The organism is Pseudomonas gregormendelii (assembly GCF_017114825.1).
Lineage (GTDB): Bacteria > Pseudomonadota > Gammaproteobacteria > Pseudomonadales > Pseudomonadaceae > Aquipseudomonas > Aquipseudomonas gregormendelii.
Genome location: NZ_JADEVO010000038.1, coordinates 1 through 14,214, shown reverse-complemented (window position 1 = coordinate 14,214; position 14,214 = coordinate 1). Strand labels below are relative to the sequence as shown.

The following is a 14,214-nucleotide window of genomic DNA, read 5'->3' as shown; positions in this document are numbered from 1 at the left end:
CGGAGAGTATTGATGAAGGCGAACACGCCGCCCGTGGACGGCCCGGCAGGTGAACAACGGCCGGTGAAAACCGTTGGCTTTCTGGTCATTCCCAATTTCACCACTATTGGCTTTGCCTCCTCCGTGGAAACCCTGCGCATGGCCAATATGGCGGCGCGCCGGCCGATGTTTCGCACGGTGGTGATCGGCGCCACACTGGACCCGGTCACCGCCAGCAACGGGATGCGCATCCTGCCTGATTACTCGATCGTCGACGCCCCCGAGCTGGACATTCTGTTCGTGGTCGGCGCAAACCCGATAGTCTCCAATCACAGCAGCCGGCCACTGCTCAACTGGCTGCGCAAGCTTGCCCATCAGCAGGTCACGCTGGGCGGCATCTGCACCGGCAGCCACCTGCTGGCGCGCGCGGATCTGCTCAAGGGTTACCGCTGCACCATTCACTGGGAAGATATCGAGGCACTCAAAGAGCGGTTTCCCGGGATCATCATCTCCAATCAGCTGTTCGAACTGGATCGCGATCGCTACACCTGCTCCGGCGGCGTGGCGTCCATGGACATGACCTTGCAACTGATCGCCCGCGAACCTGGTGGCCGCGACATCGCCGCCCATGCCGCCGAGTTGCTGCTGTGCGACCGGGTGCGCGGGGCGCAGGAGCAGCAGCGCGTGCCTTTAAGGCAGAAGCTGGGGACCTCGCAGCCCAAGCTCAGCCAGATGGTGGCGATCATGGAAGCCAATCTTGAAGAGCCGGTCAGCCTGGAAGAGCTCGCGCGTTTGAACGAAGTGTCGGTGCGCCAGCTGGAGCGCCTGTTTCACAAACACCTGCAGCGCACCCCCAGCCAGTACTATCTGGAGCTACGCCTGTCGCGGGCGCGGCAATTGCTGCTGCGAAGCGAGTCGCAGGTCCGCGATATCGCGCTCGCCTGCGGCTTTGTGTCCCCGGCACATTTTTCCAAATGCTATAGCCGGTTTTTTGGAGTGTCGCCGATCGGTGAGCGCAAGCAGTTGGCAGTGCATTGATGCAAGGACGCCATCGCGGGCAAGCCTTGCTCCCACATTAATCCTGCAAAGCCTTGTGCGCCGTCTCCCGGCTAGCCAGCATGGCCACCAACGCTACCGCTGCAGCGGCCAGCAGATACCAGGCCGGTGCCATCTTGTTACCGGTCATCTGGATCAGCCAGGTCGCGATAAACGGTGCGGTCCCGCCAAACACCGCGTTGGCGATATTGAAGCTGAAGGCAAACCCGCTGAAGCGCACGCGAGTGGGAAATATCTCGGCGAGGAAACACGGCAAGGTGCCGTCATTCATGGCCAGGATTGCACCGAATGTGATCTGGATCATCAACACCACCAGCAGTGGCTGATGATCGAGCATTCCGAACAGCGGGAAGGTCAGCAACAGGAACAATACCGAAGCCGTCAGCAGCATGGTCTTGCGCCCAAAGCGGTCCGACAACCTGCCCATCAGGAAAATCAGGCCGATGTAGGTCGCCAGGGACACCGTTGACGCCAGGAACGAATCACTTTCGCTCATGCCCATTTCAGTCGACAGGTACGTCGGCATGTAGCTGAGCAGCAGGTAAAACGCCACGGCGTTCAGGCAGGTCACGCCGATGCCGATGATCACGCTGCGCCGGTGCACGGTCAGCAGCTCGCGAACCGGGGCATGGGTCGCACACTCCTTGGCTTCGAGGCGCTTTTCCATCTCCAGGAACTTGGGCGTGTCCTGCAGGCTCATGCGGATGTAACGCCCCACCAGGCCAAACGGCGCCGCCAGCAGAAACGGCAAGCGCCAGCCCCAGCTGTGCAGGTCCTCGACGCTGAGCCAGGCATGCAGGCCCGCCACGAAGACCGCGCCAAACAACAAACCGGCGGCGGTACTGGCCGGGACAATGCTGGTGTACAGGCCGCGCTTGCCTTCCGGGGCGTACTCGGCGAGGAATGCCGACGCACCGGCGTATTCACCGGACGCAGAGAACCCCTGGAACAGGCGGATCACCAGCAGCAACGCCGGTGCCCACAGGCCGATGTGATTGTAGGTGGGCAGGATGCCGATGCAGAACGTCGAGACCGACATAATCAGGATCGACCAGGACAACGCGCTGCGCCGCCCATACTTGTCACCAAAATGTCCCCAGACCAGGCCACCCAGGGGACGGACGATGAACGACAGGGCAAACACCGCGAACGTCGCCAGCAAGGCGCTGGGCTTGTCGGTCTGCGGGAAGAATGTCAGGGCGATGACGGTGGCCAGGTAACCGTAGGCGGCGTAGTCGAACCATTCGACGAAGTTACCCATGAAGCTGGCACTGGCCGCGCGCCGCAGGGCTTTGCGCTCGGAAGTTCTTTCGTGGGTCTGCGCGAGGGTGAGGCTTGCGGTGCTCATTGCGCACCTCCCGGGGTGGAGGTGCAAAAACGGGGAAGAACAGTCGAGACATGTGACATGACAAATACCCTCTATTGTTTTACTTGGCAGGGATCAAGGTCAGTAAGTGCTGCACGTTCTTGGGCGCGCATGCCGTATGGTGTCCAGCAATGGTCGATAAACAAGCGTGGGAGCGGCGAAGCTCCCACGACGGTCTGTTACGCCGTTACTTGCGAATGATGTTGTGCTCCGGCCCGTACGGGAATTGGGTGATGTTCTCGCCGCCCTGCTCGTTGACGATCAGGATATCGTGCTCGCGGTAACCGCCAGCCCCCGGCAGGCCTTCGGGCAGCATGATCATCGGTTCGATGGACACCACCATCCCCGGCTCCAGCACCGTGTCGATGTCTTCACGCAGTTCCAGCCCGGCTTCGCGGCCATAGTAATGGCTCAGGGTGCCGAACGAGTGTCCGTAACCGAAAGTGCGGTACTGCAGCAGATCGTGTTCAAGGAAAATCTCATTGAGTTGCTCGGCGATATCGCAGCAGCGCATGCCCGGCTTGATCAGCTTCAGCCCGGCTTCGTGGACCTTGACGTTGACTTCCCACAGGCGCAGGTGCTCATCGGAACAGTGGTCGAGAAACAGCGTGCGTTCGAGCGCCGTGTAATAGCCGGCGATCATCGGGAAGCAGTTGAGGCTGAGGATATCGCCCTTGTTGACCTTGCGCGAGGTCACCGGGTTGTGTGCGCCATCGGTGTTGATGCCGGACTGGAACCAGGTCCAGGTGTCCATCAGCTCCGAGTCCGGGAAGGTCCGGGCGATCTCGCGCACCATGGCCTGGGTCGCATGCAGCGCCACTTCATATTCCGGCACCTGGTCACGCAGTGCTTCGACGATCGCGGCGCCGCCAATGTCCGCCACCCGTGCACCGTGACGGATAATCGCGTGCTCTTCGGCCGACTTGATCATACGCATGCGCATGCAGGGTGCAGCGATGTCCACCAGCTCGGCCTGGGGGTAGCGGCTGGCCAGTTTGTCGCGGTTGAGCAGGTTCAAGTGATCGAACTCGATGCCAATGCGCCCCGCCTTGGGCAAGGCTTGCTGGATGGCGACGAAGTAGTTGTCGCGCTGCCAGTCGGTGTAGACGATGTTCTCGGTGCCCACGGTCCGGCGCCAAGGCTGGCCGCCATCGATGTTGGCGCTGATGGTGACGGCGCTGTCCTGAGTCACGACCAGGGCGTAGGGGCGGCCGAACGAGCAATAGAGGAAATCGCTGTAGTAGTTGATGTTGTGATAGGAAGTGAAGACTGCCGCGTCGATGTTGTTTTGCGCCAGATAAGCGCGCAGTTTGCCCTGGCGGTTGGCGTATTCCTGAGCCGAGAAGGTCGGACTGACTTTTTCGCCGTTCTTGATCTGGATGGTTTTGGGCATTTGCATGTCATTGATCCTTGTCAGTGATTGAGCGACAGAGGGCGCCACTCTGGTGGGCCGCTGGAGATCATTCGAACAGATGCAAGACGAGGTTTTTTGCGCGAATCCGACCTGTAGTTGGTCAGATCCGCTGTGCACGCAACCACATGTTCACGCGGATGCGCGCCGAAACATGGCTTGTCAGGAGTCGACTGCGGATTGTCCGTCGCTACCCATCTGGCCAAACACGTCTATAACCAGTGTTGGCATGATTCAGGTCAGGGAACCTTGATGGTTCCCTCGGTACATTGATTTCTTGCAAACGGTGGACAAGTGAGTGTCCGCCAGGAGATTTCCCCCGCATGAAAATTTTGAAAATTGCTGCCAGTGATTCCGCGATCGACTGCTTCCAGACTTATCGGCAAGTGGTGCCGCTCAGTCAGACCGACTACACCGACATCGCCGTCGCCGTGTTCTCGGTGGAAGACGTGATGGCCGGAGCCCTGGAATCGCTCCAGCGCACCGGCTTCGATATCCCGATTTTCCTCGCCACCTCCCCGGGTACAGGCAACCGCGCGCGTGATGTGTACAAGCACCTGGAAGAGGTGCTGCTGCAGGTCAACGGCATCTTTGACCGTTCGCGCAACAATGCCGAATACCATGGCAACCAGCTGGAAACCGCGGCCAAGGCCTATGAAGAAAGCCTGTTGCCGCCATTCTTCGACTCGCTCAAACGCTATACCGAATCAGCCAACGTCACCTTCGCCTGCCCGGGCCATCAGGGCGGCCAGTTCTTCCGCAAGCACCCGGCCGGCCGACAGTTCTTCGACTTTTTCGGCGAGACGCTGTTTCGCGCCGACATGTGCAACGCCGACGTCAAACTGGGCGATCTGCTGATTCACGAGGGCCCTGCGCTGCTGGCGCAGAAACACGCGGCCAAGGTGTTCAACGCCGACAAGACCTACTTCGTGCTCAACGGCACCTCCGCCTCCAACAAGGTGGTAACCAATGCCCTGCTGACGCCCGGCGACCTGGTGCTGTTCGACCGTAACAACCACAAGTCCAATCACCAGGGCGCACTGATCCAGGCGGGCGCCACGCCGGTCTATCTGGAGACCGCGCGTAACCCTTACGGCTTTATCGGCGGCATCGACGCCCATTGCTTCGAAGAGAGCTACCTGCGCGAATTGATCGCCGAAGTGGCACCGGACAAGGCCCAGGTCGCCCGCCCGTTCCGCCTGGCGATCATTCAGCTCGGCACCTATGACGGAACCGTCTACAACGCCCGCCAGGTGGTCGATCGCATCGGCAAGCTGTGTGACTACATCCTGTTCGACTCGGCCTGGGTCGGCTACGAGCAGTTCATCCCGATGATGAAGGACTGCTCGCCACTGCTGCTGGACCTGCACGAAGACGACCCGGGCATCTTCGTCACCCAGTCGGTGCACAAGCAGCAGGCCGGTTTTTCCCAGGCCTCGCAGGTGCACAAGAAAGACCGGCACATCAAGGGCCAGGCCCGCTACTGCAACCATGCGCAGCTGAACAATGCATTCATGGCCCAGGCCTCTACCAGTCCGTTCTATCCGATATTCGCCTCGCTGGATGTCAACGCACGTATCCACGCCGGCCGCAGTGGCCTGAAGCTGTGGGATGACTGCGTGAAATTCGGCATCGACGCGCGCAAGCTGATCCTCGAAGCCTGCACCATGGTCCGCCCGTTCGTGCCCGCGACCATTGAAGGACGTGCGTGGGAAGACTACCCGACCGAAGAAATCGCCAATGACCTGCGGTTCTTCGAGTTTCATCCCAAAGACCGCTGGCATGCCTTCCAGGGCTACGGCGAGAAGCAGTACTTCATCGACCCCTGCAAGTTGCTGTTTACGACCCCGGGCATCGACCCGGTGGATGGCAGCTACACCGACTTCGGCATACACGCCGGCATCCTCGCCAACTTCCTGCGCGAAAATGGCATCGTTCCGGAAAAGTGCGACCTGAACTCGATCCTGTTCCTCCTGACTCCGGCGGAAGACTGGGCGAAGATGACTCATCTGGCCGCGCAGATCGCGCGTTTCGAGCGCTTCGTCAATGACAACGCGCCGATGAGCCGGGTCTTGCCGGCGATCTATGCGCGGTACGAGGAGCGTTATCGCAACTACACGATCCGCCAGCTGTGCCAGGAAATGCACGACCTGTATCGCAGCCACAATGTGCAGCAATTGCAGAAAGCGATGTTCCGCAAGGAACACTTCCCGGTGAAGGCGATGAACCCGCAAGCGGCGCAGTTCGAATTCATCCGCGGCAACATCGAGCTGGTGGCGCTCGCCGATGCCGATGGTCGCATCGCCGCCGAGGGTGCGCTGCCCTACCCGCCTGGCGTGCTGTGCGTGGTGCCCGGGGAAATCTGGGGCGGCGCGGTGCTCAAGTACTTCCTGGCGCTGGAAGAAGGCATCAACTGCCTGCCAGGCTTCACCCCGGAACTTCAGGGCGTGTATTTGAAGGAAGTTGAAGGGCGTATTCGCGCGTATGGGTACGTGATCAAGAACTGACCGGGGTGTACGCAGCGGACTCGCCGCGATCTGCCGCTGCGTTATCCAGAATGACGCCAAGGGTGTTGAGAAACAGATCACTGCTTCGCCGAAAACGCGGCGTCGATTGAGTGATGCTTCTCGGGGTGGGAACCGGTTGGGGCATGCGGCGGCGTGATGGTTCAGAAACAGCCCCCTCCCTTACGAGAGAGGGCCTCGCGGGATCAGTCGTTGAGGATGTCGCGATCCTTGGTTTCCGGCAGGAAGAAGGTGCCCAGCACAGCAGTCATTACGGCAATGACGATCGGGTACCACAGCCCGTAGTAGATATCACCCGTGGCCGCGACCATGGCGAACGCCACCGTCGGCAGGAAGCCGCCGAACCAGCCGTTGCCGATATGGTATGGCAGCGACATCGAGGTGTAGCGGATGCGCGTGGGGAACAGCTCCACCAGCCAGGCGGCAATCGGGCCATACACCATGGTCACGTAGATCACCAGGATGGTCAGCAGCAGCAACACGATGGGGTAGTTGGTCTTCGCCGGGTCCGCCTTTTCAGGGTAGCCGGCCTCCTTGAGCGAAGTGCTCAGCGATGCGGTGAAGGCGTCGTTGCGGGTCTTGAAGTCGGCAGCCGGCATGCCGGTGCCTTCGAAGCTGGTGATCACCTTGTCGCCAATACGCACCTGCGCCACCGTTCCCGGCTCGGCCTTCTCGTTCTTGTAGGGGATGGCCCGCTTGGCCAGCAGGGTCTTGGCCAGATCGCAGGAGCTGGTGAATTTGGCCTTGCCCACCGGGTCGAACTGGAACGAACACTGCTCGGGATCAGCCACCACCGTGACCGGATTGCGCGCCTGGGCGGTGAACACGTCGGGGTTACCGTACTGAGTCAGCGCATGGAAGATCGGGAAGTAAGTGAGCGCGGCCAAAATGCAGCCAGCCATGACGATGCCTTTGCGCCCGATACGGTCGGACAGGCTGCCAAATATCACGAAGAACGGCGTACCGATCAGCAGCGAACCGGCGATCAGCAAGTTGGCAGTCTGCGGGTCGATCTTCAGCGTCTGCAGCAGGAAAAACAGCGCGTAGAACTGCCCGGTGTACCAGACCACAGCCTGCCCTGCCGTGCCGCCCAGCAACGCCATGATAACGATCTTGAGGTTGTCCCAGCGGGCGAAGGACTCGGTCAGCGGCGCCTTCGACGCCTTGCCTTCGGCCTTCATTTTCAGGAACGCTGGCGACTCGCTCAGTTGCAGGCGGATGTACACCGAGATGACCAGCAGCAGGAGCGACAGCAGGAATGGAATCCGCCAGCCCCAGGCCTCAAAGTCTTCGGTGCCCAGAATGGTGCGGCAGGCCAGGATCACCAGCAAGGACAGGAATAGCCCCAGGGTGGCCGTTGTTTGAATCCACGAGGTGAAGAAACCCCGCCGGCCTTTCGGCGCATGTTCGGCCACATAGGTCGCCGCGCCCCCGTACTCACCACCCAGCGCCAGGCCTTGCAACATGCGCAGGGTAATCAGGATGATCGGTGCGGCCACGCCGATAGTCGCGTAACCGGGCAGGAAACCCACCACGGCCGTGGAGATCCCCATGATCACAATGGTGATCAGGAACGTGTGCTTGCGCCCGATCATGTCGCCCAGGCGCCCGAACACGATCGCGCCGAAAGGCCGTACGGCAAACCCGGCGGCGAACGCCAGCAGCGCGAAGATAAAGGCGGTGGTCTCGTTGACCCCGGCGAAAAAATGCTTGGCGATGATCGCGGCGAGCGAGCCGTACAGGTAAAAGTCGTACCACTCGAATACCGTGCCCAGGGAGGACGCGAAGATGACCTTGCGCTCCTCCCTGGTGATCCCCTGATTGGGCGGGCTGCCCGTGGTGGTGTTGTCGATTGCGGCCATGAGTGTTCTCCGTGTGTCTCTTGTTGTAGGCCGGAGTACCCCACTACCAAAACGCCGCACCCAGGCCCTGGGGCTGATGTCGTAACGCATGCGAACAGGCTGACGACCTCGCATCGCTGCAAGGTTTCCTACAGCATAATCAGCTTCGCGCAGTTATCCACTCGACTGCGCGATAAAGCTGGCCTGGCGACTAACCGCGGGCGCCTGTCTGCGGCATCAGGCTGCTATCGACCCGACGATTGAGTTGTTGATCGATCAAACGCATATCCTGCAAATCACCTCAAGCCAAAGCTTCTGCCTCAGTTATTTGTACTCAAATGCCAGCTTAATAATATTTTACCGATACCAGGGTCATCCCTAGTCTTGAGCCCAACAGATGGCAGGCCATCAGCGCCTGAATCCCATGTCGAAGGGTAGAGAGATGACCACTGAAATAACAAAAACAGACACGCTGATTGTCGGCGCCGGTCAGGCTGGCGTGGCGATGAGCGAGCACTTGAGCAAACTCGGGGTGCCGCACCTGGTGCTGGAACGTGAGCGCATTGCCGAACGCTGGCGCACTGGCCGTTGGGATTCGTTGGTGGCCAACGGCCCGGCCTGGCACGATCGGTTTCCCGGCCTCGAATTTGATGACCTGAGCCCCGATGGCTTTGCGCCGAAAGAACGGGTTGCCGACTACTTCGAAGCCTACGCGAAAAAATTCAATGCCCCCGTGCGTACCGGGGTGGAGGTGTTGAAGGTCGAGCGCAATGTCGGTCGCCCTGGCTTCACCATCGAAACGTCCCAAGGCGTGATCGAAGCCAACCGGGTCGTCGCGGCCACCGGGCCGTTCCAGCGCCCGGTCATTCCGCCCATCGCACCGCAAGATACACCGTTGCTGCAGATCCACTCCGCTGATTACCGCAACCCTGGGCAACTGCCGGAAGGCGCAGTGCTGGTGGTGGGCGCCGGCTCGTCCGGGGTGCAGATCGCCGATGAACTGCAACGTGCCGGGAAAAAGGTCTACCTCTCGGTGGGCGCCCACGACCGCCCGCCTCGCGCTTATCGCAACCGGGATTTCTGCTGGTGGCTGGGGGTGCTCGGCGAGTGGGACCAGGCGGCGATGAAGCCCGGTCGGGAGCATGTGACCATCGCCGTCAGTGGTGCCCATGGCGGGCGGACGGTGGATTTCCGCGGCCTGGCTCATCGCGGCATGACGCTGGTGGGGTTGACCCAGGCCTTCAACGGCAGCGTGGCGACGTTTCGGCCGAACCTGGCCGAGAACCTGGCCCGCGGCGACGAGAACTACCTGGCGCTGCTTGACGCGGCCGACGCCTACATCGAACGCAATGGCCTGGACCTGCCCCAGGAACCCGAGGCGCGCCACACCTTCCCCGATCCGGACTGCGTGACCACGCCGATTCTCGAGCTTGACCTGGCCCGGGCCGGTGTGACCTCGATTATCTGGGCCACCGGGTTCGCCACCGATTACAGCTGGCTGCACGTCGACGCGTTCGATGAGCACGGCAAGCCCAGGCATCAGCGCGGTGTGTCCAACGAGCCCGGCGTGTATTTCCTCGGCCTGCCGTGGCAGTCCCGGCGCGGTTCGTCGTTTATCTGGGGGGTGTGGCATGACGCCAAATACGTCGCGGACCACATCGCCATCCAGCGCTCATACCTCGACTACCACCATGCCGCACAGCGCCAGGCCGAGACCCTTTCGATCGCGTCCAAAACGCCGATCAGTGCCTAATTCCCTGTTCAGGAGCTCCACATGTCCACGCCAACTCATACCCGTATTCGCATGTTCAACACCAAGGAAACCTACCCCAACCAGAGTTTGGACAACGACCTGTGCCAGGCCGTGCGCGCCGGCAATACGGTGTATGTCCGGGGTCAGGTCGGCACCGATTTCGAGGGCACCCTGATCGGCCTCGGTGACCCGCGGGCGCAGACCGAGCAGGCCATGCGCAACGTCAAGCAGTTGCTGGAAGAGGCCGGCAGCGACCTGAGCCACATCGTCAAGACCACCACTTACCTGATCGACCCGCGTTACCGCGAGCCGGTCTATCAAGAGGTGGGGAAATGGCTTAAAGGCGTATTTCCAATTTCCACCGGGCTGGTGGTGTCGGCGCTGGGGCAGCCGCAGTGGTTGATGGAGATTGATGTGATTGCGGTGATTCCGCAGTAAAGACCGCGGCGCAGCCATCGCGAGCAAGCTTCGCTCCCACAGCTAGTCACTCTGGGATTCCCCCTGTGGGAGCAAAGCTTGCTCGCGATGAGGCCAGCTCAGACACCACCCTAAAAAAGGCCAACCTAGGAGCCCCCCCATGACCTTCTCCATCGCCGCCCGCTGCCCCGAAACCGGCCAGTTCGGCATCGCCATCAGCTCCTCCAGCATCGCCGTCGGCGCCCGTTGCCCCTGGCTGCTGCCAGGTGTCGGTGCCGTCTCGACACAGAACATCACCCTGCCCTCCCTCGGCCCGGAAACCCTGGCCCTGATGGAACAGGGCCTGGCACCCGCAGAAGCCCTGGACAAGGTGCTGACAAGCAATGGCTACAGCCAGTACCGGCAAATCACCGCCATCGACCACCTGGGGCGCACCGCCCATTTCAGCGGCAGCGAAACCCTCGGCAAGCACAATGCAGTGTCCGGTGAGCAATGCGTTGCTGCCGGCAACATGCTCGCGGACCGTTCGGTGATCGAGGCCATGGTCAGCGCATTTGAACACGGTGAAGGGCAACTGGCAGACCGCCTGATCACCGCCATGAACGCCGCGATCGAAGCAGGCGGTGAAGCCGGGCCGGTGCATTCCGCAGCGCTGGTGGTGGTCGGTGAACTGACCTGGCCGATCATCAACCTGCGGGTCGATTGGGCTGACGAAGCGCCGATCGCGCAACTGGAAAAGCTCTGGGAAGCCTACCGCCCCCAGGTCCAGGACTACATCGACCGCGCCCTCGCCCCCGACAGGTCCCCGGGCTATGGCGTCGCTGGAGATGATCGATGAGTCACAGCGTCGACCTGCTCAAAACCCTGGTGGCGTTCGACACCACGAGCCGCGAATCCAACCTGCAGCTCATCGAGTTCGTGCGCGACTACCTGGCGAATTTTTCAGTGCCCTGCGAGCTGATCTACAACGAACAGCGCAGCAAGGCCAATCTGTTCGCCAGCATCGGCCCGGCGGATGTGCCGGGCATCGTCCTCTCCGGCCACACCGATGTAGTGCCGGTCGACGGCCAGCCGTGGACCCTGCCGCCGTTTGCGCTGACCGAGCGCGAGGGCAAGCTGTACGGTCGTGGCACCGCAGACATGAAAGGCTACATCGCCTGCGTCCTCGCCCTGGTGCCGGCCCTGGTGCAGGCGGATCTGCGCATGCCGGTGCACATTGCCCTTTCCTACGATGAAGAAGTCGGCTGCCTGGGTGTTCGCTCGTTGCTCAAGGCGCTGCAGCAGCGACCGGTCAAACCCAGGCTGTGCATCATTGGCGAGCCGACGGAGTTGAAACCGGTGCTGGGTCACAAGGGCAAACTGGCGATGCGCTGCGATATCCACGGCGAGGCCTGCCATTCCGCGTATGCGCCGCTCGGGGTCAACGCGATTGAATACGCCGCCGAGTTGATCGGCGAACTGGGACGGATCGGCAATCGGCTCAAAGCCCCCGAGCATCAGGACGCCCGTTTCGACCCGCCTTTCAGCACCGTGCAGACCGGCGTCATTAGCGGCGGCAAGGCGCTCAACATCGTCCCCGCCGATTGCCGTTTCGACTTTGAGATTCGCGCGCTGCCGGCCCAGGATCCGAGCGAGGTTGCGCAGCAGCTGCAGCTGTACGCCGAGCAGCAACTGCTGCCGCGCATGCGCGCCGTGAGTGAGCACAGTGGTATCAGCTTCAGCGAACTGTCGGCGTACCCGGGATTGGCGACCGACGCACACAGCGAAGCGGCAGAACTGCTCGCCGCATTCTGCGGGTCCCGCGAATTCGCCACCGTAGCCTTCGGCACCGAGGGCGGCCTGTTCGACGCCGCTGGCATACCCACCGTCGTCTGCGGCCCGGGCAGCATGGACCAGGGCCACAAACCCGACGAATTCGTCAGCCTCGACCAACTCGCTGGCTGCGATCAAATGCTGCAACGAATGCTGCTATCCATTTGCAGATAAAGCCCGGCTCGAGCAACTTTCTTCCCTGCAAAAATTCCCTGTGGGAGCGGGCTCGCTCGCGAAGATGGCCTGACATTCAACACCCATAGCGACTGTCAGTCCGCCTTCGCGAACAAGCCCGCGCCCACATTTTTACCGCGCCCGCAGACCTACTTTTTTTAACGTCTATACCAACAAACTTACTAATTTATCTATCCCGCCCGACCGCACATCATCGACTCCAACAAGAAAAGCGTTGCCCTCGGGAAGCGCTCACCGAAGTACGTCCACGTACTCAAATTGCCTTGGAGTTCCTCATGGTCACCTCTGCAGCAACCTCCGCTCCGCTCATTGAAAAACACACGATCGGCTACGTGCCTCCCGAAGATCGGCATGGAAAAACCCGGGACCTGTTTACCCTCTGGTTCGGCGGCAACATAGCGCCGCTGCCCATCGTCACCGGCGCCCTTGCCGTGCAAATGTTCCACCTCAACCTGGTGTGGGGCATCGTTGCCATCCTCGTTGGGCACCTGGTCGGCGGCGTACTGATGGCGCTGCACTCGGCCCAGGGGCCGCAGATGGGTATTCCGCAAATGATCCAGAGCCGCGCCCAGTTCGGCTCACTGGGTGCGCTGCTGGTGGTGCTGATCGCCGGCATCATGTACATCGGCTTCTTCGCCTCCAACATCGTCCTCGCCGGCAAGTCCCTGCACGGCGTGGTCGACAGCGTGCCGGTGCCGGTGGGCATCGTCATCGGTGCGCTTGGCTCAGGCATCATCGGCATCATTGGCTACCGCTTCATCCACGTGCTCAATCGCATCGGCACCTGGGTGCTCGGTGCCGGCATCGTGCTGGGTTTCGGCTACATCTTCACCCACGTGCAGACCGCCGATTTCCTCACCCGCGGCAGCTTCAACATCTCCGGCTGGCTGGCAACCGTATCCCTGGCCGCGCTCTGGCAGATCGCCTTCGCGCCCTATGTCTCCGACTACTCGCGCTACCTGCCGGCCAACGTGCCGGTAGCCGCCACGTTCTGGACCACCTACCTGGGCACCGTGCTCGGCTCCAGCCTGTCGTTTATCTTCGGCGCCGTGGCTGTGCTGGCCACGCCCGCAGGCATGGACACCATGGACGCGGTCAAACTCGCCACCGGCTCCATCGGCCCACTGATGCTGGTGCTGTTCCTGCTCAGCGTCATCAGCCATAACGCCCTTAACCTCTACGGCGCCGTGCTGTCGCTGATCACCCTGGTGCAAACCTTCGCCTACCGCTGGATCCCCACCGCCAAAAGTCGCGCCGCCATCTCGATCATCGTCCTCGCCGGCTGCTGCTTCGCCGCCGTCGGCGCCTCGGCGGACTTCATCGGCCACTTCGTCGACATGGTGCTGGTGCTGCTCGTGGTGCTGGTGCCGTGGACCGCGATCAACCTGATCGACTTCTACGCGATTCACCAAGGCAAATACGACATCAACTCCATCTTCCAGGTGGATGGCGGAATCTACGGCCGCTACAACCCACAGGCACTGCTGGCCTACGCAATCGGCATCGTGGTGCAGATTCCGTTCATGAACACGCCGCTGTACGTCGGGCCGATTTCCGAGCACATCAATGGCGCGGACTTATCATGGCTGGTCGGTTTGCTGATCACTTCGCCGCTCTATTACTGGCTGGCCAATCGCGACACCGCTTACAAGCGCCGCCTCTCCACCGGCAAACTGGCCAACTCGATCTAACCCGCACTGCTGGCTCCCTCTGGAGCCACCCTGTGGGAGCGAGCCTGAACTGGTCAAGCAATCCCGGACACCGTTTACGGTGCTTATGCCGCTTTTTGCTCCATAGCTATTGGCGACAGGTAGTTGTTGTAGCTGTGGAGCCTGGTGCGGTTGTAGTACATGAAGAAA

The 14,214-nt window shown here is 61.4% G+C and carries 10 protein-coding genes; 7 read left to right on the top strand and 3 right to left on the bottom strand.

Going from position 1 to position 14,214, the window contains the following annotated elements; genetic code table 11:
- Positions 1 to 12: 12 nt before the first annotated feature.
- The gene (locus tag IMW75_RS21910; RefSeq protein ID WP_045057668.1) at positions 13 to 1,017 is read left to right on the top strand and encodes a GlxA family transcriptional regulator; all 1,005 of its coding nucleotides are present in this window, start codon (positions 13 to 15) and stop codon (positions 1,015 to 1,017) included.
- A gap of 37 nt (positions 1,018 to 1,054) precedes the next feature.
- Here the strand turns inward: IMW75_RS21910 and IMW75_RS21905 are convergent, their stop codons facing one another.
- Positions 1,055 to 2,383 (bottom strand): MFS transporter, encoded by a 1,329-nt coding sequence (locus IMW75_RS21905; RefSeq protein ID WP_205893742.1) that lies wholly within the window; start codon positions 2,381 to 2,383, stop codon positions 1,055 to 1,057.
- 205 nt (positions 2,384 to 2,588) lie between these two features.
- A complete protein-coding gene (locus IMW75_RS21900) occupies positions 2,589 to 3,800 on the bottom strand; it encodes a M24 family metallopeptidase (RefSeq protein WP_045057666.1) in 1,212 nt (403 codons plus the stop codon).
- 335 nt (positions 3,801 to 4,135) lie between these two features.
- Between IMW75_RS21900 and speF the strand changes: the two genes are divergently transcribed.
- Entirely contained in the window at positions 4,136 to 6,319 is a 2,184-nt protein-coding gene (gene speF, locus IMW75_RS21895; RefSeq protein WP_205893741.1) for an ornithine decarboxylase SpeF, read from the top strand.
- A 203-nt stretch (positions 6,320 to 6,522) separates the two neighbouring features.
- On the opposite strand, the gene IMW75_RS21890 is transcribed toward speF, so the two are convergent.
- Entirely contained in the window at positions 6,523 to 8,199 is a 1,677-nt protein-coding gene (locus IMW75_RS21890) for an MFS transporter (protein WP_205893740.1), read from the bottom strand.
- A 421-nt stretch (positions 8,200 to 8,620) separates the two neighbouring features.
- Here IMW75_RS21890 and IMW75_RS21885 point away from each other — a divergent pair, with 421 nt between their 5' ends.
- The 5 genes from IMW75_RS21885 (at position 8,621) to IMW75_RS21865 (ending at position 14,046) form a co-directional block, all read left to right on the top strand.
- Positions 8,621 to 9,931, top strand: coding sequence for a flavin-containing monooxygenase (locus IMW75_RS21885; RefSeq protein WP_045057703.1), 1,311 nt, complete (start codon positions 8,621 to 8,623; stop codon positions 9,929 to 9,931).
- 21 nt (positions 9,932 to 9,952) lie between these two features.
- Positions 9,953 to 10,369, top strand: coding sequence for a RidA family protein (locus IMW75_RS21880; protein WP_205893739.1), 417 nt, complete (start codon positions 9,953 to 9,955; stop codon positions 10,367 to 10,369).
- A gap of 139 nt (positions 10,370 to 10,508) precedes the next feature.
- Positions 10,509 to 11,186 carry a DUF1028 domain-containing protein gene (locus tag IMW75_RS21875; RefSeq protein ID WP_045057662.1) on the top strand — a complete coding sequence of 226 codons (678 nt, stop codon included), beginning with the start codon at positions 10,509 to 10,511 and terminating at the stop codon, positions 11,184 to 11,186.
- Positions 11,183 to 12,334, top strand: a complete 1,152-nt coding sequence (gene argE, locus IMW75_RS21870) for an acetylornithine deacetylase (protein ID WP_045057661.1) — start codon at positions 11,183 to 11,185, stop codon at positions 12,332 to 12,334. The genes IMW75_RS21875 and argE overlap by 4 nt, the downstream gene beginning before the upstream one ends.
- 296 nt (positions 12,335 to 12,630) lie before the next feature.
- Positions 12,631 to 14,046, top strand: a complete 1,416-nt coding sequence (locus IMW75_RS21865) for a purine-cytosine permease family protein (protein WP_045057660.1) — start codon at positions 12,631 to 12,633, stop codon at positions 14,044 to 14,046.
- The last annotated feature ends 168 nt before the right edge of the window (positions 14,047 to 14,214 follow it).

Bases quoted from the DNA above. Each gene is read 5' to 3' on its own strand.
- IMW75_RS21890 (WP_205893740.1), bottom strand. From the start codon at position 8,199: ATGGCCGCAATCGACAACACCACCACGGGCAGCCCGCCCAATCAGGGG.
- IMW75_RS21900 (WP_045057666.1), bottom strand. From the start codon at position 3,800: ATGCAAATGCCCAAAACCATCCAGATCAAGAACGGCGAAAAAGTCAGT.
- IMW75_RS21905 (WP_205893742.1), bottom strand. From the start codon at position 2,383: ATGAGCACCGCAAGCCTCACCCTCGCGCAGACCCACGAAAGAACTTCC.
- IMW75_RS21885 (WP_045057703.1), top strand. From the start codon at position 8,621: ATGACCACTGAAATAACAAAAACAGACACGCTGATTGTCGGCGCCGGT.
- speF (WP_205893741.1), top strand. From the start codon at position 4,136: ATGAAAATTTTGAAAATTGCTGCCAGTGATTCCGCGATCGACTGCTTC.
- IMW75_RS21910 (WP_045057668.1), top strand. From the start codon at position 13: ATGAAGGCGAACACGCCGCCCGTGGACGGCCCGGCAGGTGAACAACGG.
- argE (WP_045057661.1), top strand. From the start codon at position 11,183: ATGAGTCACAGCGTCGACCTGCTCAAAACCCTGGTGGCGTTCGACACC.
- IMW75_RS21865 (WP_045057660.1), top strand. From the start codon at position 12,631: ATGGTCACCTCTGCAGCAACCTCCGCTCCGCTCATTGAAAAACACACG.
- IMW75_RS21880 (WP_205893739.1), top strand. From the start codon at position 9,953: ATGTCCACGCCAACTCATACCCGTATTCGCATGTTCAACACCAAGGAA.
- IMW75_RS21875 (WP_045057662.1), top strand. From the start codon at position 10,509: ATGACCTTCTCCATCGCCGCCCGCTGCCCCGAAACCGGCCAGTTCGGC.